Annotated in this window: 17 protein-coding genes; 7 read left to right on the top strand and 10 right to left on the bottom strand. The window is 56.9% G+C overall.

Going from position 1 to position 21,791, the window contains the following annotated elements; translation table 11 throughout:
* Positions 1-12: 12 nt before the first annotated feature.
* The 7 genes from GHO32_RS01950 to dinG all read right to left on the bottom strand — a co-directional run bounded on the left by GHO32_RS01950 (position 13) and on the right by dinG (position 9,859).
* On the bottom strand, positions 13-477 hold the full coding sequence (locus GHO32_RS01950; protein WP_048386517.1) for a glycine zipper 2TM domain-containing protein: 465 nt from the start codon (positions 475-477) through the stop codon (positions 13-15).
* A 193-nt stretch (positions 478-670) separates the two neighbouring features.
* Positions 671-1,318, bottom strand: a complete 648-nt coding sequence (gene pdxH, locus GHO32_RS01945; protein WP_153333805.1) for a pyridoxamine 5'-phosphate oxidase — start codon at positions 1,316-1,318, stop codon at positions 671-673.
* 24 nt (positions 1,319-1,342) lie between these two features.
* Positions 1,343-2,488: an OmpA family protein gene (locus GHO32_RS01940; protein WP_153333803.1), complete on the bottom strand. Its 1,146-nt coding sequence runs from the start codon at positions 2,486-2,488 to the stop codon at positions 1,343-1,345.
* Between the two features lie 109 nt (positions 2,489-2,597).
* Positions 2,598-3,743 carry a serine hydrolase domain-containing protein gene (locus GHO32_RS01935; RefSeq protein ID WP_368668512.1) on the bottom strand — a complete coding sequence of 382 codons (1,146 nt, stop codon included), beginning with the start codon at positions 3,741-3,743 and terminating at the stop codon, positions 2,598-2,600.
* A 262-nt stretch (positions 3,744-4,005) separates the two neighbouring features.
* Positions 4,006-5,151 (bottom strand): serine hydrolase domain-containing protein, encoded by a 1,146-nt coding sequence (locus tag GHO32_RS01930; RefSeq protein ID WP_153333799.1) that lies wholly within the window; start codon positions 5,149-5,151, stop codon positions 4,006-4,008.
* 114 nt (positions 5,152-5,265) lie between these two features.
* On the bottom strand, positions 5,266-7,617 hold the full coding sequence (locus tag GHO32_RS01925) for a beta-galactosidase (protein ID WP_153333797.1): 2,352 nt from the start codon (positions 7,615-7,617) through the stop codon (positions 5,266-5,268).
* A gap of 97 nt (positions 7,618-7,714) precedes the next feature.
* Positions 7,715-9,859 carry an ATP-dependent DNA helicase DinG gene (gene dinG, locus GHO32_RS01920; RefSeq protein ID WP_153333795.1) on the bottom strand — a complete coding sequence of 715 codons (2,145 nt, stop codon included), beginning with the start codon at positions 9,857-9,859 and terminating at the stop codon, positions 7,715-7,717.
* Between the two features lie 98 nt (positions 9,860-9,957).
* Between dinG and GHO32_RS01915 the strand changes: the two genes are divergently transcribed.
* Positions 9,958-10,422, top strand: coding sequence for a CopD family protein (locus tag GHO32_RS01915; RefSeq protein WP_153333793.1), 465 nt, complete (start codon positions 9,958-9,960; stop codon positions 10,420-10,422).
* A gap of 82 nt (positions 10,423-10,504) precedes the next feature.
* On the opposite strand, the gene GHO32_RS01910 is transcribed toward GHO32_RS01915, so the two are convergent.
* The 3 genes from GHO32_RS01910 to GHO32_RS01900 form a co-directional block, all read right to left on the bottom strand.
* Positions 10,505-11,263 carry a collagen-like protein gene (locus GHO32_RS01910; RefSeq protein ID WP_153333792.1) on the bottom strand — a complete coding sequence of 253 codons (759 nt, stop codon included), beginning with the start codon at positions 11,261-11,263 and terminating at the stop codon, positions 10,505-10,507.
* The gene (locus tag GHO32_RS01905; RefSeq protein ID WP_048386507.1) at positions 11,256-11,534 is read right to left on the bottom strand and encodes a DUF1145 domain-containing protein; all 279 of its coding nucleotides are present in this window, start codon (positions 11,532-11,534) and stop codon (positions 11,256-11,258) included. Before GHO32_RS01905 ends, GHO32_RS01910 begins: the two co-directional genes overlap by 8 nt.
* Before the next feature lie 132 nt (positions 11,535-11,666).
* Complete coding sequence (locus tag GHO32_RS01900) at positions 11,667-16,400, bottom strand: dermonecrotic toxin domain-containing protein (RefSeq protein ID WP_153333790.1); 4,734 nt, start codon at positions 16,398-16,400, stop codon at positions 11,667-11,669.
* Between the two features lie 169 nt (positions 16,401-16,569).
* Between GHO32_RS01900 and GHO32_RS01895 the strand changes: the two genes are divergently transcribed.
* From GHO32_RS01895 to GHO32_RS01870, 6 genes are all read left to right on the top strand, one after another.
* Positions 16,570-17,070: a DUF6231 family protein gene (locus GHO32_RS01895; RefSeq protein WP_153333788.1), complete on the top strand. Its 501-nt coding sequence runs from the start codon at positions 16,570-16,572 to the stop codon at positions 17,068-17,070.
* Positions 17,071-17,074: 4 nt separating this feature from the next.
* Positions 17,075-17,551, top strand: coding sequence for a YchJ family protein (locus GHO32_RS01890; RefSeq protein ID WP_153333786.1), 477 nt, complete (start codon positions 17,075-17,077; stop codon positions 17,549-17,551).
* A 14-nt stretch (positions 17,552-17,565) separates the two neighbouring features.
* Positions 17,566-18,051: an LEA type 2 family protein gene (locus tag GHO32_RS01885; protein ID WP_153333784.1), complete on the top strand. Its 486-nt coding sequence runs from the start codon at positions 17,566-17,568 to the stop codon at positions 18,049-18,051.
* A 7-nt stretch (positions 18,052-18,058) separates the two neighbouring features.
* Positions 18,059-18,259 (top strand): SEC-C metal-binding domain-containing protein, encoded by a 201-nt coding sequence (locus tag GHO32_RS01880; protein ID WP_082148713.1) that lies wholly within the window; start codon positions 18,059-18,061, stop codon positions 18,257-18,259.
* 163 nt (positions 18,260-18,422) lie between these two features.
* Positions 18,423-19,061 carry a glutathione binding-like protein gene (locus GHO32_RS01875; RefSeq protein ID WP_153333782.1) on the top strand — a complete coding sequence of 213 codons (639 nt, stop codon included), beginning with the start codon at positions 18,423-18,425 and terminating at the stop codon, positions 19,059-19,061.
* A 175-nt stretch (positions 19,062-19,236) separates the two neighbouring features.
* The gene (locus tag GHO32_RS01870) at positions 19,237-21,699 is read left to right on the top strand and encodes a penicillin acylase family protein (RefSeq protein ID WP_153333779.1); all 2,463 of its coding nucleotides are present in this window, start codon (positions 19,237-19,239) and stop codon (positions 21,697-21,699) included.
* Positions 21,700-21,791: the final 92 nt, after the last annotated feature.

Here is a 21,791-nt window from a genome sequence, read left to right as displayed (position 1 = left end):
CCCTACTAAAGCTTATTGGGTTACGCGGCTGGTGCCGTCAACCGTCATGATGCGTACGCGCTCGCCGGTACGGAAAACCTGGTTCGGCTCAACCTGTTGAACATAAGCACGGGTGCTGCCGTCGTCTTCACGCACGGTGATTTCAACACCTTGGGTCTTGGTCAGGCCCGACTCAGCAGCCGAACCCAGCAGGCCACCGGCGACTGCGCCGATCACTGCAGTCACGATGCTGCCACGGCCGCCACCGATAGCGCTGCCGCCAACGCCGCCGATCACAGCACCTGTTGCGGCGCCGATTGGGGTTTTGGTGCCTTCGATTTGTACAGGGCGCAGGGCAACGATAGTGCCGGTACGTACGGTTTGTACGCGACGCGCCTCATCACGCGAATAGGTGTCACCGGTCAAGTTCGAGGCACAGCCGCTCAACAGAACTGTCATGGTCGAAAAAGCTGCAACTAACAGTGCGGTCTTACGCATAGGATCAACTCCAAAAGATCAGGGATTCATTAAACTCTGCAACCGGGTGCCTGTCACCGCGCAGCGCAGACAATGTGGTCTTTATTCAGCGCCTGTACAGACACAGCGTGGGCGACAGGCGCTTGTAAATTAACGACAAGGGTAGCGCGAAATAGCCGTTTTGACTTGCACGCTACCGTTGTTTATCAGGTTTTCAAGGTGCCAGGCGCTCACGCACCCACTCAGGGCCCTCGCGGCGATAGTTGAGTCGATCATGCAAGCGGCTCGGGCGCCCCTGCCAAAACTCAATACGTTGTGGCAGCAAACGATAACCGCCCCAGTGTTCCGGACAATGCGGCTGCGTATCACTGAAACGCGCCTGAGTGGCCGCCAGCAGTGTGGTCAGCGCCTCACGGTCTGCAATCACCTGGCTTTGCGGTGAAGCCCAGGCCCCGATCCGGCTACCCAATGGGCGCACCTGATAGTAAGCGTCGGACTCCTGCGGTGTCACCTTGACCACTTGGCCTTCGATGCGCACTTGCCGCTCCAGGGTGGGCCAAAAAAACGTCATGGCGGCAAAAGGACGCGCTGCCAACTGCTCACCCTTGGCGCTGGTGTAGTTGGTGAAAAAGGTAAAACCCTGTTCATCCAGCCCTTTGAGCAAGAGCACCCGACAATGCGGACGCCCTTCGGCGTCCACAGTTGCCAGGGTCATGGCATTGGCCTCAACCGGCGGTTGCTCGGTTTTGACCGCGTCAGCGAACCACTGATGAAACAGTGCAAAAGGCTCGGCCGGAGCTTGCGCCTCGGCCAGCCCGTCACGGGTGTAATCGCGGCGCATATCGGCCAGCGCTTGGGTCATGAGGGCAATCCTTCCCTAAAACAATCAGTTCTTGTTCTGATCGTTGGCAGCCACTTTTTTGTCCGCTGCGGCTTTGGCCACTACCGGTTTTTTGGCCGGGGCAGCTTTTTTAGCCGGTGCGGCTTTCTTGGCGTGCGCTGCCTTCTTGCTAGTCGACACGGCATCAGTCTTGGCCAGTGTCGATGGCGACACAGCCGGTTGGGCTGCAACCAGCTCTTCGGGGGTCAGTACCGGCTGGCTGTATTTGCTGACCAGCGCCAACATGGTGGCTTGCGGGGTCATCATGATTTCTACGCGGCGGTTCAATGCACGACCTTCGTTACTGTCATTAGCCGCACGCGGCATCACCGACCCCATGCCACGCAGGGTCAGACGGTTACCTTGCAGACCGCTCATGCGGAAGATCGCAGCCACTGATTTGGCGCGGTCCAGGCTCAAGCGGGTGTTGGCTGCCATGGTGCCCGAAGCGTCGGCATGACCAAGTACCAGTACGGCTGTTTTAGGATCGCCTTCGACCACTTTGGCCACACGGGTGAACGGGCCGAGCATGGACGGCATCAGCAAATCCGGACGCGTAGGTTTGAACGCGCTGTCAGCAGCGGCGACGATCACGATCAGGTTCTCGCGACGCTCCAACTGCAAGTTAGAGTCTTTGATGGCAACGCGCAGGCGCGGCTCGTACTCGTCCAGCCAGGCTTGGGTGATTTTCGGGTCCGGCATCGGAATCACGCCAATCGGCGCGGCCTTGGTGGCTTTGTCATCACCACCAAACGGCCACCACCAGTTTTTCGACGTGCTTGGCGCGGCAGGCGCCGAGGCTACCTTGGCAACGACCGGTGCTTTATCAGCCGGGGCGTCTTTTTTGGCCGTGTCGCCACCACCAAAAGGCCACCAGCTAGAACCGCTGTCTTTATTCGTGTTGGCTGATGCCACTGGTACAGGGGCTGCTGCTGGGGCTGGAGCAGCAGCGGTTTTGGCTGCTGGCGCCAGGGCTGGCGTGTTGGTTGGTTTGGCTGAAGCGCTGGCAGTTTTGTCCCCAGCGGTCGGCGCCTGATCAGACGACCCGAACTGCCACCATTTGTGGCCACCTTCGGCGTCATTCTGTGGAGTTTGTGCGCAACCGGTAATAGCCAGGCAAAGAGCCAGAGCGAGAGTCTTATTAGATGACATTGAATATCCACACAATGAATTAAAAATAAAAGGCACTACGCCCATATAAAAAAACGTATTGAACACATAAAAGCTATCGCGTTCCGACCTACGGTTTATAAAAACCCGGTTATAAACACTGTGCCAATACTTTCGCCAACTTTTGCGCGCGTGGGTCCATCAATACGTAAGGCCCCAGTGAATTAGTCACAAACCCGAATGCAACCTCGCGTTCCGGGTCGGCAAAGCCAGTTGAACCGCCTGCTCCGGGGTGGCCGAACGCCTTTGGCCCAAGACCAAACGTGGCATTGGGTACATCCGGTTGGTCCAGCATGCAGCCCAGCCCGAAACGCGTCTGGGTGAGCAAGGTTTTATCCTCGCCCAGACTGTGTTCACGGGTCAGTTGCTCAAGCATTTCGGCTTCCAGCAAACTCCCCTCCAACAACCCGCTATAAAAGCCGGCCAAACTTCGCGCATTACCATGACCATTCGCTGCGGGCTGTTCCATACGACGCCACTCCGGCTTATTGGTGCTGGTCATAATAGACGGCGGATTGGTAAATGCCCGTGTCGTCATGGAAGACGGGGCATTCATCATCGCTTTTAACATCCGTTGGGCCGCTTCATCACCCATGTTGCCCTTGGTGCGGGCAATGTGCGCGACGCGGTGAAACTCTTCATCTGCCAGCCCGACATGAAAGTCCAGCCCCAATGGCCTGGCTGTGCGAGCCACAATCGACTGTCCGGGACTGCGACCGTCTGCACGACGAATCAGCTCACCCAGCAACCAGCCGTAGGTAATTGCGGCATAACCGTGCCCTTCGCCCGGAGTCCACCATGGCGCCTCTGCGGCAAGCGCATCGACCATGGTTTGCCATTCATACAACGCGCCAGCCGGCAATAGTTCGCGCAGTGCAGGCAAACCCGCACGGTGGCTCAACAACTGACGAAGGGTGATGGACCCTTTGCCAGCTGCGGCAAATTCAGGCCAATAGCGAGCAACGGGAACATCCAGTGCCAGCTTGCCTTCTGCGACCAGCTGCAAGGCCGTCACTGCGGTAAAGGTCTTGGTGCACGAAAACAGATTAACGATGGTGTCCGTGTGCCAGGCCTGTTCGCCGTCTTTGTCAGCCGTACCGGCCCACAGATCGAGCACTGTTTCGCCCGCGATCTGGATGCACAGGGCTGCGCCGCGCTCTTGCGGATCATTAAACAAATCAGCAAACGCCTCACGCACGGCTTCGAACTTAAGGTCGTGAAACCCTTGAATGTGCACCCCTACCTCCTGGATCAAGCATGGCTCTACAAGGCGTGCATTGTTCCAGTACCGGTAGGATTTTGAAACAGAGCAAGCGGGTCTAAATGCACAATTTTTGAGCATTCGAACATTACAGGCGAGGGTAACCGGGACAAGGTGTTTTTTTTGTGAAAAGCACTGCGCTGCGCATTGGGTAGCGAGAAAGGTTAAAGATCGGAGAGGCGTTGCAACACGTCAGGTTGGCCCAGACGTGTTGCAGGTGTCTCCAGCAGATTTGTACCTACAGGGATGCATACACAGCTTTAGACAGTTTTTGTATCCGGGGATCAGATAACACGTGACCGCCCATGGTGTTAGTCACAAAAGCAAAACTGATGTCTCGTTCCGCGTCGCCGAAGCTGATCGGCCCTCCCATTCCAACGTGTCCGAACGCACTCTGGGCCATGCAGTAAATACCGTCAGAATTAACAGCAGGCTCCAGCATGCAACCCAACCCATAGCGCATTGGACGTAAAAGCGAGCGATCAAAATTGTTGCTGTGTTCTTTCGTGAATTCTTTAAACAACTCAGGGCCAATTAACTTACCGGCCAGAAGTGCACTGTAGAACCCGGCAAGCCCGCTGGCGGTACTGTGACTGTTAACGCCCGGTTGGTGGTACCCCCACCAGTTGGGACTAGACGTGAGACTGGGCGAGATGCTGGGATTAGAGAACGAGAGCGTTGCCACGTGCTCGGGCTCACTCTTCATAGCACGCCGCAAGGCCTGATCGTATGAATCACCGATTCGACCTTGAGCATATTCGAAGTGCGCGATACGAGAGTGGTGCTGAGGATCAACACCGGCATGGACGTCTAACCCATGGGGCTGTGTAATTTGCTCACGAATGAACGTCTTTGAATCCCGCCCGTCTGTACGCTGTATCAGCTCGCCCAGAATCCAGCCGTACGTTGAGGCGCCATAGCCTAGCTCAGTACCAGGCTCCCACCACAAGGGCTCTGCTGCGACAATGTCTGCCATCTGCGCCCAGTCATGCATCACAGGCGTCCTGCTGGGAAGACGTAACGCAGGGATACCACTGGTATGGCATAGCACTTGACGCAGGGTGATTCGCTCTTTGGCACCTTGCGCAAACTCAGGCCAATAATGAGCGATGGGCTTGTCCAGTTCGAGTTTGCCTGCTTCCACCAGCATCAAAGCTGCAATTGCAGTGACTGGCTTGATGGCGCAATAAGAGTTCACCAAAGTGTTGTGTTTCCAGGGTTCTTTACCTTCCAGATCTACAGTCCCGGCCCATAGGTCGACGACTGTCTCGCCGCCGACATTGACACACACACCACCTCCTCTCTCACTGGGATCATCAAAAAAAGACTCAAAGACTTTCTGAACAGCTTCGAACTCAAGTGAGCACTTCCCTATTGCTTCCATACCCAACACTCCATTCGTTTGAGTGAAAGACCTTAGGATTAGAATGGGAATAAAGAAAGAAAATAAAGGCAAAACTCTAACGAGCGGTATCACCGCTCGTCAGCATCCACCACATCAGTGACCTTTGCCCGAATGCCCGCCTGCATGGCCCGCACCAGAGCGGCCGCCGTTGGCGTCCTGCGGGGTCTGCACCGGGGCTTTGAGGGTTTTGTCGGCCTCAACCTGGGCTTTGGCCGCCTCCTGGCCCAACTGGTCAAGCGCTTGCAAGTTGGTCTTGCGCACGCTGTCGACAAAACCGGTGAACGGCAGGTCGGTGATGCCGATCATGCCGAAGTGGCCGTTTTCACCATCTAGCAAGCGACCGGTTACCGGCTGGTCCAGGTACTGGAACCAGTGAACCCCGACAATCGACGGTTCGGCGACGGCCTGCTTAATGAATTTGGCATACGCCGGGCCACGTGCTTCTTCGCTGGCCACTTCGGTCACGCCGCCCCAGAACGGGCCACGGTCGCGGGAGCCAAAGTTGAACTCGGTGATCATCACCGGCTTGTTCAGTTCACGCAGTTTGGCGAAGTCATAACCGTCCTGCGGTTGCAGGGTGTAGAAGTTGAAGCTCAGCACGTCGCAATACTGCGCGCACGACGCCACGGCCTCAGGGGTGCTCACGGCAAAGCGCCCACCCAGCAACAAGTGATTCGGCGCATGCCATTTCAGCGAATCGGAGATGGTCTTGAAGTACGTATCGGCAAAGACTTTCTGGAAGTAGGTGTAATCCGCTTCAATTTCCGGATGCTCAGCATTCGGCAGCGGGCCGTTGAACCCCGGATCTTCCATCAACTCCCACGCAGGGATATCAACGCCCCAGGCTTTGGACAGGCCTTGCTGGTTGCGGTACTTGTCGCGCAGTTGTTTGAGGAACGCACGCTTGGCCGGCGCATCGGTGGTCATGCGCAAGGTACCCAGCGCCAGGGCAAAACGTGACTGCGGGTCGTCACCGCCGCCAGCCCACGCCAGTTCGTTATCGGCAAAGTAGCCGATCAGCCACGGGTCATCACGGTGATCGCGGGCGGCAATCGCCACTGCGCGTTCGGTGGCCATGGCAAAGCGCGGGTCAAACGGATCGGGCATGCCGCCCCACCAATCGGTGCCGGTACTGATGCTGTTGTAATCGCCCACAATCGACAACGGCAAGGTGTAAGGCACGCGGTCGTTGACACCCAGCGCCGGGTCGCTCCAGTTACCGATCGTGTTAAAACCCCAGGCTTGCAGGCGATCCAGGGTGTGGGCCTGCCAACGCTTGGCATCAAAGGCTTCAGGGGCACAAGGAATTGCGGGATCGGCGCCCGGCTCGGTTTTACCAGCCACACACGGCTCACCGTAGAGCCGCTGCAAGTTGGCCGCGTAGAAGTTGTACCAGCGCCCCGAATCAAACGCCCGCCCCTGGGAGGAGCCGTTGTTGCTGTCATGATCAGAAGTCCCGTAATAACCGGCCAAAGGTGCACCGGGCTTGGGCAAATCGGTAAACATCCACTCACGCCCAGTCACGTAGGTCTGGCTGTCCTCAGCGGTCACGGCGTTCAGGCCCAACGAGTAAAACGGATGACCTTCAGGGGTGACCAGGTACCAGCGACCATTACGCTTTTCTGTGCGGAAAAACCCCGACGCGTCAAACGCCGGGCCTTTGAGCAACCCGCCGTACTGATCCAGCCCGTTGCGCGCCGCCAGCCAGCCCTTGAGCTGTTGCTGCTCTTTGGCTGCTGCGGCTTTGAGTTGCTCATCGCTGGACACACGCTCTGGCCATTTGGCCCGAGTGGACTGGCCGTAGCCATCGACAATCGAGCCATAAACGGTCTTGATCACACCCGCGCCGTCCTGCACACCGAAGCGTTCCAGGAGGATGCTTTGCGCGGCATTGGGCTGCGGAATCGACAACGTCACCGAGATCACTTGGCTGCGGTCAATTTCGCCCTGGCTGCTGGCCAGCAAACTGCGTTGCCCGTCGATAGTCATTGGCATCGGCGGGCCTGCGCGCATGCCCTGGCTGCGGGGAGAGTTGGCCTGCAACGGCAGCAACAGGGTTTGTGCGGGGCCGGCCGGCAGGTCAACACGGCTGGTGAGGGTCTTGCCGTCCTTGCTCTGAACCGTCACATCGAGCGTGAGGGCCCAGTTCATGGCGTTTTGGATACGCAGGGTCATCATTCCCGATTGCGACCAGTCCCACACACCGGCTTGCGGGGTCAGGCGCAAGCTGGGGGCTGCAGCCGGGTTAAAGGTCACACGACGCAGTACTTCACCTTCCGCCGTTTGCTCTGCGTTGTATTGCGGCAAGTTCGCATCCACAGTCGCCACTTGCACCACATCGGCCGGGCGAACGAAATTGAACAGGGTTTGTTGACCGGCAGGCGCCGCCAACAGCGGGGTCGTGACCAGCAACGCAAAAGCTGCAGACAGTGAACGGCGAATCATATGAATCTGGTTCTCCCTAACGGCCAAATACGGCCTGTGAGGCTTTGAAGCTCACAGCATAGACGACAGCAAGGCCGGCACGGACGCCGGCTTGCACTTATGAAATTTCGCGTCGAAACGGCGGCAAGGCATTCAAAATCGCCTTGCCATAGCGCTGGGTTACCAGCCGCCGATCGAGCAATGTGATGGTGCCGCGGTCCTGTTCGGTACGCAGCAAACGCCCGCAGGCCTGCACCAGCTTGAGCGATGCATCGGGCACTGAAATCTCCATGAAAGGATTACCGCCACGGGCTTCGATCCATTCTGCCAGGGCCGCTTCAACGGGATCATCGGGCACCGAGAAGGGGATTTTGGCGATGACCACGTGTTCGCAGTAAGCACCGGGCAAATCCACACCCTCGGCAAAACTGGCCAGGCCGAACAACACACTGGAGTCGCCGCCATCCACCCGCGCCTTGTGTTTATTCAGGGTCTCTTGCTTGGACAAGTTGCCCTGGATAAACACTTGCTTTCGCCAGTCACGCTCCAGGCCGTCAAAAACGTCCTGCATTTGTTTGCGCGAAGAGAACAGCACCAATGTGCCGCGCGAACCTTCTACCAATCCCGGCAGATCCCGAATGATCGCCGCCGTGTGCGCAGTCGCATCGCGCGGGTCAGCCTTGAGGTCCGGTACACGCAGCACACCCGCGTCGGCATGATGGAACGGACTCGGCACCACCGCCGTGACTGCGGTTTTCGGCAGACCGGCGCGCATGCGAAAGCGATCAAACGTGCCCAGTGCGGTCAGCGTCGCCGAGGTCACCAGCGCACCGTAAGCCACGTTCCACAGGTTACGACGCAGCATCTCGGCCGCCAGAATCGGGCTGGCGTTGACCTCGATATCAAACAACGAACCACTTTCAGCCAACGTCAACCAGCGCGCCATCGGCGGGTTGTCTTCCGGGTCTTCAGTGGTGAAGGCCGTCCACAGCTCCCAGTTGCCCTGAGCCCGCGACAGCAGGCTGCCGAACAACGGATACCATTCCTCGGCCTGCTGGCTGGAGATGCCGATGTTGACCTCACCTTCCATGCCGTCCTTGAGCAGGTCGGTCAAACGGGTGAACACGTCGGTCAGGCGTGAAAAGCCTTTCTTCAGTTCAACGCCCATTTCACGCAGGTGATCAGGGATCACGCCACCCACAAAACGGTGGCGTGGGCGTTCACGGCCTTCTGGCTCTTCGCCGACCTTGAAGTCAGCGATTTGCTCACAGGCACTGAACATGAATTGTTGCTGGGCCTTGATCTCTTTGGTCAGCTCCGGCACTTGCTCCAGCAAACGCCCCAAGTCGCCCGGCAACGGATGCTGAGCGAGCAGTTTGGTGAGGTTTTTGCCGGTTTGCTCCAGCCAGTCAGCGGTCGAGCGCAAACGGGTGTAGTGGGCAAAGTGGCCGATGGCTTTGTCTGGCAAGTGGTGACCTTCGTCGAACACATAGAGCGTGTCACGCGGGTCCGGCAAAACCGCGCCACCGCCCAACGCCAAATCAGCCAGCACCATGTCGTGGTTGGTGACGATCACATCGACCTTACCCATGCCTTCGCGGGCCTTGTAAAAGGCGCACTGGCCGAAGTTCGGGCAATGGCGGCTGGTGCACTGGCTGTGATCTGTGGTCAGGCGCGCCCAGTCCTGGTCCTCCAGGGCCTGGGGCCAGCTGTCGCGGTCACCGTCCCATTTATTGCCGGCCAGCTTTTCGATCATGCTGGTAAAGAGTTTTTGGCTGGCTTCATCAACTTCAATCTTGAAGCCTTCCTCTTCAAACAGCTGCGCGGTCGCGGTTTGCGCATGGCCTTCTTGCAGCAGCATGTCGAGTTTGGACAGGCACATGTAGCGCCCTCGGCCCTTGGCCAGCGCAAAGCTGAAATTCAGCCCGCTGTTGCGCATCAGGTCCGGGAGGTCTTTGTAGACAATCTGCTCCTGCAGGGCGACGGTCGCCGTGGCGATTACCAGGCGCTTGCCGGCAGCCTTGGCGGTAGGAATGGCGGCCATGCTGTAAGCCACGGTTTTACCGGTACCGGTGCCCGCTTCAACGGCAACCACCGCCGGGTCGCCGGTACGATGGTTTTCTTCGTCGGTATCGATATCGCCCAGCACTTTGGCGACTTCAGCAATCATCAGACGCTGGCCATAGCGCGGCTTGAGGCTCTTGGCTTCGAGAAAACGCGAATAAGCGCCCTGGATCTGGGATTTGAGTTCGGTACTAATCATGGTTCTTCGGGCGCAAGAAACGCTGGATAAATTTTCAGTGGTTCGAATGGCCGCTATCATACCCCGCTAATTGATCCTGCGCCGAACGGAGTACCCCAATGACCACCTTCGCTGTTGCTTACAGCCTGCATTTACTGGCTGCCCTGATCTGGGTGGGCGGGATGTTTTTCGCCTGGATGATCCTGCGCCCCGCCGCAATGACGGCCCTTGAGGGCCCAGCCCGGTTAAAACTGTGGGTTGAAGTGTTTCAACGTTTTTTTGGCTGGGTGTGGGTCGCTGTGGTGATTTTGCCGATAAGCGGTGTCGGCCTGCTGCACATGCGCTTTAGCGGGTTCGAAACGGCGCCCCGTTATGTGCAGATCATGATGGGCGTGTACATCGTCATGGTCGCGCTGTTTATCCGCATTCAATCATTGCAACTGCCCGAATTGCGCAGGACCGTTGAGGCTCAGGAATGGGCGGCAGGCGCAGCGGTGATGGGGCGGATTCGCCGCCTGGTCGGGTGCAACTTGCTGATAGGGCTGGCGCTGGTGGCGATTGCCGGTGCGCGCCCCATATTTTGAATGGGTCCCTAACTCCTAACTGTAGGAGCGAGCTTGCCTCGCGATCTTTTGATGTTTAAAAATCGCGAGGCGTGGGTGTTTCTTACAACCGCTGGACCGTCACGGCGCCTGCAGGGCCAGCATCACCCGGTTGCCCGGTCTGGCCCGGGCGACCCGATTTGCCGCCATCGGTACGGTAAACAATGCAGCCTTTGGATTTGCCGCCCGCACCTGCCCGTCCGGCCGCACCGGGTTTGCCGCCTGCACCGCCGTCGACCAGTACGTTGATCTGTTCATCGGGGAAGTCCCGGGGCAGTTCGACCCGTACCTGTGCCCCCGCAGCGCCCTGATGACCATTACCGCCGTCGTCACCATTGGCGCCTGCTCCGGCTGATCCCCAGGTGCAACCCGGTTCAGCGCCGTTGCCACCATCAAGCCCGACAAAACCCGGAGCGCCAGTGCCGCCACGGGCGTCGATGGACAGTTGATCGGCTTGCAACGCTTCGATTCTCAGGCTCAGATCGCGGGCAGGTCTGGCCGGTTTTTCAAACGTCCCCGCTGCACCGCGCGTGCTGATCTGGCTGCCTTCACCCAACGCGGCATTGGCTACACGCAGCTCAATGCCACGCTCGGCCGGCACGATGACAATGCGTGATTCATGCCCCAGATGCAGTTGATCAATGTTGACCTGACTGACACCCGCCGGAATCAACAACGTGCCGTAGTCCGCCACATCGAGTTTTTCGAGTTTCAAGACGGCCACATTCGCGGGCAGACGCATCATCGAGTTAGCCTCGACCTGCACCACCTCGGCATGGGCAAACGGACTGCAAAGGGCCGCCATTAAACATAACTTACGCATGACTGTTGCCCTGTCCGGAAGATTTAGGGAGGGTTTGTACGTGCAGGATGCCTACCAAAAGAATGTACAGTCGGTCACGCCAAGGATGTGGGCGCCCTTGCAGGCTGCTATTGAACAGCAGCAGCTCCAGCAAATGGGTCAAAAACAGCAGACTACCCGCCAGGTTAATCAGCAGGTCGAACGGATTGCTCAAGGGTTTGAAAACGTTGATCGCAACGACAACCCAGAACAACAACGTCAGCACCTTCCCCAGTCCCCAAAGCACCTTCATGCAACAGCCCTTTCTATGTTTTTCTTTAAGCGAACATTAACGGCTAGCAGGATAGCTGCGCCAGAGGTCCCTGCAAAAATACCTCACTGCGCACTCAACGCCGTTGAGGTATTTAACCCGCAGCTCATGTCATTACGTGGTTAACGGTAAAAACCATTGTTCGGCAAGGTTCTTACCGATCTGACCGCGATGCACCTCAACCACTTCGTGCTGGTTTTTCGCCTTTTCCTTCAGCGACCAATAATCAGACGTTCGCTGGCTCCAGAGCTTGAGGTGCGCCACTGCATAATCCGCTTTGGGCGTAGTGGCGTCTTTATAGTGAAAATGCGCACACCAGATAAAATTGCCGGCAGCATCTTTGATGGCGTATTCATCAATAAAGTCTCGCTTGAGCTTCGAACGCTTGCGGTTCAACGTGATACTCACCAGCCTCTTTTCGAGCAAGAATTGAAGGGTGCCATGGGTCGGGGGGAGTTTCAGGCTTAAACGAACACGCAAATCATGCGCCTTCGTGCTCATGTCCTTGGCTCTGGCTCGCATGCCCCCCACTAATTCAAGATCCTCCCGCTGGCGCCAGCTTTCGGTGTCTGCCCTGCTGGCCTCTTCAAGCTCCGAAGCGCATTTGCTCAAGCGTTCAGCCACATGCAATAAAGTTTCTTCGGCCTCTTGAGGGTACCTGGCGCTATTAATGAGGCTTTCTGAACGCCTGAGATGAACATCAGCCATGTCATAAAGTTTCAATGCCTCTTTTTTAATCTCAGGCAATTTACGGCTCGGGGGGATTGGTGCGTCAGAACGGGCGACAGAGACAAGATCCCACTCATCTCCTTTTTTAATGTACGTAGACAGCAGTTCATTATCTTGATCAGTACGGACTTCTACTTCTTCACCCGTTACCCCTGACTGCTGCGGCTTTAAGTCCCCAATCAATCGCCCTTTATTGCGCGTGTTAAAAATACGTTTTTGCGGCCGAGAGGATAAAGACTGCTTTTTGTCTTTACGCTTTGCACTTAACTTTTTAAGGGGTTCCAGTTCATTGGCCAGTTGCTGCTCAGCCTCTTTATAGACACCTGCTACCAAGTCAACAAACGCCTGAAAAGCCTCAGCATCCACTTCTTCGGCATGCACGGTGCGAAACCCCAGAAGCCCGTCCAGCACGTGACCATACTGTTCCACCAGGCTGTTCAAAACGTCCAGGCGTTCACGGGGGGAGAAGTCCAGCTTATTGAGTTGATCGTGCGTCTGTATCTGCTCACGCAGTGGAGCCGCTATTTTTCTCAGTGCCAAGGCAAGGTCGTTATTAAAAATTTTGAGACTGATGCCCTCAAACTCCATCACCTGGACTTGCTTGACATGCAAGGGCGTGAGAACCCTACCCGCGAGCACTTCGCGTAACTGCTCTGACCTTTCTCTACCTTGCGGCCCACATTCAGCCATGTCGTCGACATATCGCTTTAATTTTTCAAGCCACTCTATCGCCTGAGTATTGACCTTAAGGTTGGCATTCATACGTTCTCTGTACAGAGTTAAATTAGCTGAATACACATCCATTTCTGAAACAGAAGGGCCAATGTGACTTAAGCCCGCAGCCTGCCACTTGGCAATCATGACCTGCCGAATTTTGTCTCCCTGCTGCAAGCACGTATTCAGAAACTCAACAACCTCTTCCAAATAACCAAGCATCACCTGCTTGGGTATATCAACGTTAAGCTCTTTGATTTCTTTAATAACCCCCATCATTGACTCCACACTTTTAATACCTGACATCATTTCTGCCACATATTTTTGACGCTGATCAAATACCTCATCGACTGTTCTGCGCGAATCGCCTTCAAGTGCCTTGACCAGCTTTTCATATACTTCAATTTTTGTTTTTAGCTTGTCATATGCAGCCCCTTGGGCTGCCAGTTCATCCCGTAGCGTTATCCCTCGCTGGGCATTGCGCTCGCGCAGCGCTTTAACCTGCTTGCTTGGGGCGCCGCCACTCAAGCGCATTTTCAGATCCACTGTCCAGCGCCCTTGCGCATCAGCCTGCAAGGCTGGCCCTCCCACAATACTCACCTCACCCGCCTCGATTTCCACAGGGTAATAAGCCCCCTCAATCAAGGCATAACCGCCGCCTTCTGTTAAATAGAGGCCAGCCAAGGCATCCGAGCGTTTGGGCAATGGCAGTGCTTGAGGCTTGGGCACCGCAAGGGTCACAAGTTTTTTGCGCAAATCAGGCGTAAGCCGGTTGTTGGCACTGGCGAAACTGAAGTCCAGGTCTTCAATGGCTTTTGTTTGCCATTCGCCGGGCATGAACACGATACCGTCCTTGACGATGGCAGGAGGCAGCGGTGGCCACGCTTTGGAAATACGTCGCGGGATAGGGGCTCTACGCAATAAAGGGGTCGACCTTGCTTGCGGGCTTGCAAGTGGAGACGATGGCTTTGCTCCCACTAGAAGCAAAGCCATCGCCAGATTTTGCAGTAAATCGACAACGGCCAACTCACGGGTTACCGCGTCATCACTGCTCAACGCAGGAACATCCCGAGCGAGTGCTTGTACCAGCAGCAGAAACCAGGCTGTGAGCATTACCGGTCCACGAAGATAGGGCAGCATAAAAATATTGAAAAACAAATTGGCCCCCTGCAGAAAAAGGCGCCACCGGCTTTCTCGGTTGGACACGGTATCGCGATCAGCCTGATGCACCAGCGCAAGCGCATTGATTTGGTACAGGTAAGGTAAAAGTTGGCCATTACCCAAGTGCTGGGCCAGATCGCTCCCGACACCATTCACAGCCAGCGTCGCGGGTTCGGGCTTCTCAAACGTCGCGACCGGGAAGTCATCTTCAAGATTAAAACGTACGAAATGGGGCTCTTTAAAACCTCCGTTGTCGTACATCGTCCGGGCGCTATCGGTCAGCCAGGTCAGCACACTGGTTTGCAGCTCAGAAGGCGTCGCAATGGCCTCCATCAGCGCGGTACGAGAGGTGAATGCCTGTAATGAATGCTTATACAAAGGCCGATACAAGACATGCGGCCCGGCGTCGAGATTCAACGGCTCGATGATGAACATATTGCTCACGACATCTGGCTTGGCCTCAGCACTGCTCAGTAGCGCCAGGGTACGCATCACGATGGTCTGGCCGTCAACAGAGCGGTTGTAAGCGTCTGTCTGCATGATTGCCGCGACATAACTTGCGCCCAAAGGCGTCATCCCGGCCTCCCCCTTGAGGCTCAGTTCGAGCGCTTGCAGAGGTAATTGCCACTTGAGCTGCCCAGAAAAGCGCTTTTCACGATCGGCGCTTAATAACGGGTCATCCAGCAAGTAAGCCTTCAGTTTTTCAGGGTAATTTTTACCAATATCGACCGCCTCAATCAGCCCGTTACGTTGGGTGATATAAGCAGCCGTGAACCATGCTGGCAGAGGTAGCCCATTGCGGTGTTCTATCTTGATGACCTCGCCCTGAGGTTTACCGCAAAGATTTTTAAGGGCCAGTTCTGTCAGGGTCATTGTCACCCGCTCGGTCAAACCCGAAACATTGGTGCTGCCCGGCGCAAATGTGCCCGTCACCAGCAAGAATGTCAGCTGGACATCGTCCGGCTCGCAGGCCGCCAATGCTGCTGCGTCTTGGACCGGCTGCTCGTAACGTTGCTGATCCAGCAAAAGCTGTTGTTTGAGCGAGTTCACAACAAAGCTGTGAAGGTCGGGAATATCGCTCAGATAGCTCAGGCCTTGAGCGCTTTTTTTCGCACTGACCAGCGCCAGGCTCCAGGTACGATATCGCGCTTGATCAGCGCTGGATGCCTTTGTTAACCACTGCGGGAGTTTAGATTGCACTTGCCTCACGTCACCCGCTGAGGGTGCTCTGGTGTTGAGAAAAAACCTTGAGGCATCGGTGATCTGCAAACAGGTCGCTTTAAGCACTTCAAGACCTAAAGAGGTGGGCAACTTCAGCTCTGAAAGGTAGCTTATATGCTTGCCGAGGATCAGCCCCGCTTGCGCATCAAAAGCGTCGCCGTCAATTTCATAACGTTTGGTGGTTATGGTATCGACGGCATATAGTGCCTCGGCAACACGGGCTCTGGACTGCGCAGCCGACTCGACTGAACTGAATGTTTCAATGCTCCCGTCTGGCATGCACAGCATGACCAATGGCCGCATTGCCTGCTCTTGCGGGTAACGTACTAACAAAAGATGGGGCGTAACAAGACTCTCAGTTCTCCCCGGGTAGGTCAGCGTAGATTGCAGGTAATAGACGCGAGTGGCATGGCCACCGTAACGGCTGATTCTCTCTTCACTCTGCGCATAGTCGAGTACCTGGCGCACCGTCTCCAGCTCCGGGTCGCTCAGCGTGGTTGACTGCATGACCTTCATGGTCAGCGTATCTTTGAGAACGTTACTGAGCCATCGCCAGCGGCTGACACCGTCCTCAACTGGCTGATTCCAATATTCGGTCAGCGCACCTTTAAACTCTATAGGCAGACGCCAGGGCAGTTCTTTAATGAGCGCCTCGATGACTTTCATATCGACTTCATGCCCATCAGCGAGCTTGAGCCGATTGCCTTGAGGATCCGCTAAAAAATAATACGTGTGAGGACGAATGATTTCGCCTATTTCCAACACGGCGCCGCTGGCCAGATAGCCGATAACTTGATCAATCAACAGAGGCAACTCCCACCCCCCGCCCTCCCGAGGGGTAGCCAGGCGCGTGCTGGCCAGATCAACCGACAACGTCGGGTAGCGCTCATGAAGAGCAATCAGCAGCGTGCTGCGAACCAGATTTTCAATACGTGGACGGCTGGAAAAATGGGCAGATACCGCCTGTTGGACAGGCGAGGACAGGGTTTGGATGGGGACAGCGGGGCGTGTAGGCACCGACATGGACATTCCTTAGTTGGCTGGGCGGTCACAGGACCTTTCAGATATTTACCTCTGCAAGTGGTGATGAAAGGTGGTACCCCGTTAGCACCTGCTCGTAATCAAACGCTGACAGACCTAGGCCCCAGGCTCCGGGCAGGCTAGTCTTGAGCGCTCTGATTGAGGACTTGAGATGACGACCCCTGCTTTTTCCACACGAACACCTCAGCAAGCGTTAGCGGCGCTGCTCGACAGTTACGCGCCACAACGTGTCCTGGTGGTCGGCGCCAGCCAGTTCCCGGCATTGGAGGCCTATAAACAAGCCCATCCTGATGTTCATGTCACCCAGGCAATGCCCGGCGCACTGCCTGCCGACGTGGCGGCACAACGTTTCGACCTGGCCCTGGCGGTCGACTGTCTGGAGCACCTGTCCAAGCGCGAAGGTCTGGAGTTGCTGGGCGGAATTCGCAACTTGAACGCCAGCCGCATCGCCGTGTTGGCGGATCTCACAGCCTGTGATTGGAAAGAAACGGACTTTTTCGCTTTAGCCCTACAAAACAATGAGCGTTTTCAGCGTGACGAACAGATATTGACCCTCTTTACTTACGACTTACGCGAATACAAACAAGTACCCGACTGGCTGAACGCCAGGTTTTGGGCCAACCCGGAAAACTTTGGCAAGTACTGGTGGTAAGCCGATGAGTACATCTATTTGCCCGTGCGGCAGCGGTAATTTGCTTGGCGCCTGCTGCGGGACTTATCACGCCGGGCACCCGGCCCCGAGCGCCGAAACCCTGATGCGCTCGCGCTACAGCGCCTATGTGCTGGGCTTGATTGACTATCTGGTCGAGACCACGCTGCCTGTGCAGCAAGCCGGGCTCGATCGCCCGTCCATCGCGCAGTGGAGCGCCCAAAGCACCTGGTTGGGCCTGGACGTTGAAAGCAACGAGGTTTTCGGTGGTCAGCCAGAGCATGCCTTTGTGACCTTTACCGCGCGCTGGCATGACGTTAATGGCGAGCACAGCCACCGGGAACGCTCGTCATTTGTACAGAATGCAGGGCGTTGGTACTTCATCGACCCGACGGTGCCACTCAAGGTGGGACGTAATGATGGTTGCCCTTGCGCCAGCGGGCAGAAGTTCAAAAAATGCTGCGCGGGTTTCTTCGGCCAATAAGCCGGGAGTAAAGAATGGATTCTAAAGCTCGTTTAACCAGAACCTTGGCGTTGGTGATGATCCTGGCGCTTTCAGGCTGTGCTTCGTGGTTTGAAACGGATGACAAAGACCCCCAGTTAAAACTGGAGCATGTCGAGTTGGTCCGGGCCAAACTGCTGGAACAACGTTTCAAGCTGCACTTTAGAATCGATAACCCGAACGACTCCACCCTCACCGTGCGCGGGCTGGTCTATACCCTTTATCTGGGCCCGGTAAAACTGGCTGAGGGTGAGTACAGCCGCTGGTTCAGTATCGAGCCCAACAGCCATGCAGATCTGGTGGTGCCGGTGAGGACCAACCTGTGGCAACACATGCGCCCGCTGATCAAATTGCTTGAGTCGCCCGACCAGCCGATCCCTTATCGGCTGGACGGTACGTTACAGACCGGCCTGTTCTTCGGTTACGACGTGCACGTGGTGCGTAAAGGCGAGATAATGCCCGGCGATTTTATTTCAGAGTGATTGAGTAATGACCCAGCAACCCCACGTTCATGGCCCAGACTGCAACCACGATCATGACCATCATGACCACGATCACGGCCATGTACACGGCCCGAACTGCGGGCACGCGCCACAAGAGCCGGTGCGCAACGCCTTGAAAGACATTGGTCGTAACGATCCTTGCCCGTGTGGCAGCAGCAAAAAGTTCAAGAAGTGCCACGGCGCCTGATCCTTCAGACCGCTCTGCCCGCGCCGCACCTGCCTTGAGCACGTGCGGCGTGTTTGTTTCAGGAGCTACGTAAACCTTTTGTAACCAAGGGGCCATTGGGAGTAAAACAGGCGTTCGCAGAGATCCGCGACTGCTGTGTGAATCTTCCCTTCTGGAGCCCTTCATGATCGATCTTTATTACTGGACCACGCCAAACGGCCATAAAATCTCCCTGTTTCTTGAAGAAGCAGGCCTGGCGTATACGATTCACCCGGTCAATATCAGTAAAAACGAACAGTTCGAACCCTCCTTTCTGAAGATCGCCCCAAACAATCGCATCCCGGCCATTGTCGACCACCAACCGGCCGATGGCGGTGAGCCGCTGTCGCTGTTCGAATCCGGCGCAATCTTGTTGTACCTCGCGGAAAAAACCGGTCAGTTTTTGCCTAAAGACCTGCGCGGGCGGCAAGTCGCCTTGCAATGGCTATTCTGGCAAATGGGTGGCTTGGGACCAATGGCCGGGCAAAATCATCATTTCAAGCGCCTGGCCGAGAAAATCCCTTATGCGCTCAAGCGCTACACCGACGAAACCGCTCGTCTGTACGGTGTGCTGAACAAGCAACTGGAAGGCCGTCAGTTTGTTGCCGGCGATGAATACAGCATTGCTGACATGGCGATCTACCCGTGGACCGTGTCACATGAACTTCAAGGCCAGAACCTGGATGACTTCCCGGCGCTGAAAGTGTGGTTCGAGCGCATCAAGGCTCGCCCGGCGACCCAACGTGCGTACGCACTGGTAGACAAGATCAACCCGCCGAAATAGCCCCCTTATCTGCAGGTGCGGGCTTGATTCGCGATCGTTAAAAAACCAAAAGATCGCAATGCAAACTCGCCCCTGCCAGTAGCCCCGCATAGCGCCATAGATAGCACTTGCGCAGTGTCATCGGCCTCACTAACGTAGCGCCTTTCGATGACATTCCCCCCGCAGGAGCTTTGCCATGGCCTCGCCAGCCCTTACTCATTTTTTACCCCGGTTCGGCGCTGCCGCGGCGATGGTCAGCCTGCTGGGTCTGTCCGGTTGCCAACTTAACTCACTGTCCGGCGAGAGCCTGCTGCCGGCTTCCGGTATGCAGCCGCTAAAAGGCTTGGCGCAAAACGTCTCGGTGCGACGCAACAGCCAGGGCATCCCGCTGATCGAAAGCAGCAGTTTCCATGATGCGCTGTTCACCTTGGGCTATGTCCATGCCGGTGACCGGATCAGCCAGATGCTGCGCCTGCGCTTGCTGGCCCAAGGCCGCTTGGCCGAGCTGGACGGCGCCGATGCACTGGACAGCGACCGTTTGATGCGCAGCATTAATCTGAAAAAAACCGCTGACGAGCTCTATAAAAGCGCCTCCCCCCGCCTCAAAAAGTTCTTTGAGGTCTATGCCCGCGGCGTCAACGCGTATCTGTTCCGCTACCGCGACAAGCTCCCTGCCGACCTCGCCCAGGCGGGCTACAAAGCGGAGTACTGGAAACCCGAAGACTCGGCCCTGATTTTTAGCCTGTTGAACTTCTCGACCTCGGTCAACCTGCAAGAAGAACTCAACACACTGGTCCTTGCGCAAAAAGTCGGCGCCGGCCACCTCGCGTGGCTGACGCCGACCTACCCCAATGAACAATTGCCGACAGCTGAAGCCGAAAAACTCAACGGCCTGAATCTGGCCAGCCAATTGCCGGGATTGACCGGCGTAACTCAAGCGCTTGAGCGCGTGACCGCACTCAATTTGCCGGGCGTCACGGCATCCAGTGACTGGGCCATTGGCCCACAACGCAGCCGCAGTGGCAAAAGCCTGCTGGCCAACGATATTCATCAGCCCATCGGCGTTCCGTCGGCATGGAGCTACGTGCAGATTCGCGCGCCTAAATACCAGGCGGCGGGCGCCTCGATTGCGGGCTTGCCGACCTTGCTGGCCGGTTTCAACGGTAAGGTCGCGTGGGGCATGAGCATGGCCATGGGCGACAATCAGGATGTATTCCTGGAAAAACTCAAGCGCCAGGGCAACAGCCTGTATTACCTGGCCGACGGTAAATGGCTGCCCGCGTCGGTGCGCAACGAAACCTTTTTCGTCAAAGGTCAGCGCCCGATTCGCGAAGTCATTTACGAAACACGCCACGGCCCACTGCTGAACAGTGTGATTGGCACAACCACGGCGCTGAACAGCAGCCTGGGGCTGGCCCTGCAAACCCCGGACTTCAAGGGCGACAAAACCCTGGATGCGTTCTTCGACCTGTCCCGTGCGCAAAACAGTGAAAGCGCGTCAGACTCCAGCCGCGAAATCCGCGCGATTGCGCTGAACCTGCTGTACGCCGATGCCAGCCATATCGGTTGGCAGGTCACCGGCCTGTACCCTAACCGCCGCGATGGCGTGGGCCTGTACCCGTCACCGGGCTGGGACAGCCGTTATGACTGGGACGGTTACGCTGACGCCATGCTCCACCCTTACGATCAAGATCCGGCGCAAGGCTGGCTGGGCACGGCAAACCAGCGCACGGCCGCTTACGGCTACGGCATGCAACTGTCCAATTCGTGGTTGTCGCCTGAGCGCAGCGAACGCCTGGCCCAATTGGCAGGCAGCGGCAAACAGGATGCCCGCAGCATGATCGCCATGCAGTACGACCAGACCACCTTGTTTGCCGCCAAACTCAAGGCCATGTTCAGCGCTCCGGGCATGGCCCAACCGCTGAAACACGCCATCGCCGCCTTGCCTGCTGAAGATCAGGCCAAGGCCAATGAAGCCTTGAGCCGATTGATGGCCTTTGACGGCAAGCTCAGCCCGACCTCAGCTGATGCGGCGCTGTACGAGCTGTTCTTGCAGGCAAGCACCCGGCAAATCTTCCTCGACAAACTGGGCCCGGAGTCCAGCGACACCTGGAAGGCTTTTATTGCCAACAGCAACTTGTCGTACTCGGCCCTCAGCGATCACTTGCTCGGGCGTGAAGACAGCCCGTTCTGGGACGACACCCGCACCCCGCAAAAAGAAGACAAGCCGGCCATTCTGGCCCGCAGCCTGGCAGCCGCCATTACCACGGGCGACAGCCTGATGGGCAGCGACCACCGGGCATGGCAGTGGGGCAAACTGCACCACTACCTGTGGCGCAACAGCAATGGCCAGACCGTGCGCGGGCCCATTGCTTCGGGCGGCGATCACACCACCCTGAACACGGCGGCTTACAGCATTGGCAGCGACAGCTTTGCAACCACCGTGATTCCGGCCATGCGCATGATCGTCGATTTTGGCCAAAGCGAACCGATGATGGGCCAGAACAGCACCGGGCAATCCAGCAACCCGGCCAGCCCGCATTACGCTGACGGCATTGATTCATGGCTCAAGGGGCAGTACATGCGCTTCCCGATGCAGCCGCAGAACTTTGACAGCGTGTACGGCAACACCCGTCTCACCTTGGTACCCGGCAAGTAAGCATCTCTGTGGGAGCGGGCTTGCTCGCGATTGAATCAACAAGGTGTCACTGACACACCGTGTTGCCTCATCGCGAGCAAGCCCGCTCCCAC

It is taken from the genome of Pseudomonas sp. FSL R10-2189 (genome assembly GCF_009600325.1).
Lineage (GTDB): Bacteria > Pseudomonadota > Gammaproteobacteria > Pseudomonadales > Pseudomonadaceae > Aquipseudomonas > Aquipseudomonas helleri.
Note: the sequence above shows the minus strand (reverse complement) of the source record. Positions and strands in the feature narration are given on the sequence as shown.

What these genes read in the sequence shown, in the direction of transcription:
- GHO32_RS01905 (WP_048386507.1), bottom strand. Translation starts at nt 11,534, where the DNA reads ATGAAGGTGCTTTGGGGACTGGGGAAGGTGCTGACGTTGTTGTTCTGG.
- GHO32_RS01925 (WP_153333797.1), bottom strand. Translation starts at nt 7,617, where the DNA reads ATGATTCGCCGTTCACTGTCTGCAGCTTTTGCGTTGCTGGTCACGACC.
- GHO32_RS01890 (WP_153333786.1), top strand. Translation starts at nt 17,075, where the DNA reads ATGAGTACATCTATTTGCCCGTGCGGCAGCGGTAATTTGCTTGGCGCC.
- GHO32_RS01900 (WP_153333790.1), bottom strand. Translation starts at nt 16,400, where the DNA reads ATGTCGGTGCCTACACGCCCCGCTGTCCCCATCCAAACCCTGTCCTCG.
- GHO32_RS01950 (WP_048386517.1), bottom strand. Translation starts at nt 477, where the DNA reads ATGCGTAAGACCGCACTGTTAGTTGCAGCTTTTTCGACCATGACAGTT.
- GHO32_RS01940 (WP_153333803.1), bottom strand. Translation starts at nt 2,488, where the DNA reads ATGTCATCTAATAAGACTCTCGCTCTGGCTCTTTGCCTGGCTATTACC.
- GHO32_RS01930 (WP_153333799.1), bottom strand. Translation starts at nt 5,151, where the DNA reads ATGGAAGCAATAGGGAAGTGCTCACTTGAGTTCGAAGCTGTTCAGAAA.
- GHO32_RS01870 (WP_153333779.1), top strand. Translation starts at nt 19,237, where the DNA reads ATGGCCTCGCCAGCCCTTACTCATTTTTTACCCCGGTTCGGCGCTGCC.
- GHO32_RS01910 (WP_153333792.1), bottom strand. Translation starts at nt 11,263, where the DNA reads ATGCGTAAGTTATGTTTAATGGCGGCCCTTTGCAGTCCGTTTGCCCAT.
- pdxH (WP_153333805.1), bottom strand. Translation starts at nt 1,318, where the DNA reads ATGACCCAAGCGCTGGCCGATATGCGCCGCGATTACACCCGTGACGGG.
- GHO32_RS01875 (WP_153333782.1), top strand. Translation starts at nt 18,423, where the DNA reads ATGATCGATCTTTATTACTGGACCACGCCAAACGGCCATAAAATCTCC.
- GHO32_RS01885 (WP_153333784.1), top strand. Translation starts at nt 17,566, where the DNA reads ATGGATTCTAAAGCTCGTTTAACCAGAACCTTGGCGTTGGTGATGATC.
- dinG (WP_153333795.1), bottom strand. Translation starts at nt 9,859, where the DNA reads ATGATTAGTACCGAACTCAAATCCCAGATCCAGGGCGCTTATTCGCGT.
- GHO32_RS01915 (WP_153333793.1), top strand. Translation starts at nt 9,958, where the DNA reads ATGACCACCTTCGCTGTTGCTTACAGCCTGCATTTACTGGCTGCCCTG.
- GHO32_RS01880 (WP_082148713.1), top strand. Translation starts at nt 18,059, where the DNA reads ATGACCCAGCAACCCCACGTTCATGGCCCAGACTGCAACCACGATCAT.
- GHO32_RS01895 (WP_153333788.1), top strand. Translation starts at nt 16,570, where the DNA reads ATGACGACCCCTGCTTTTTCCACACGAACACCTCAGCAAGCGTTAGCG.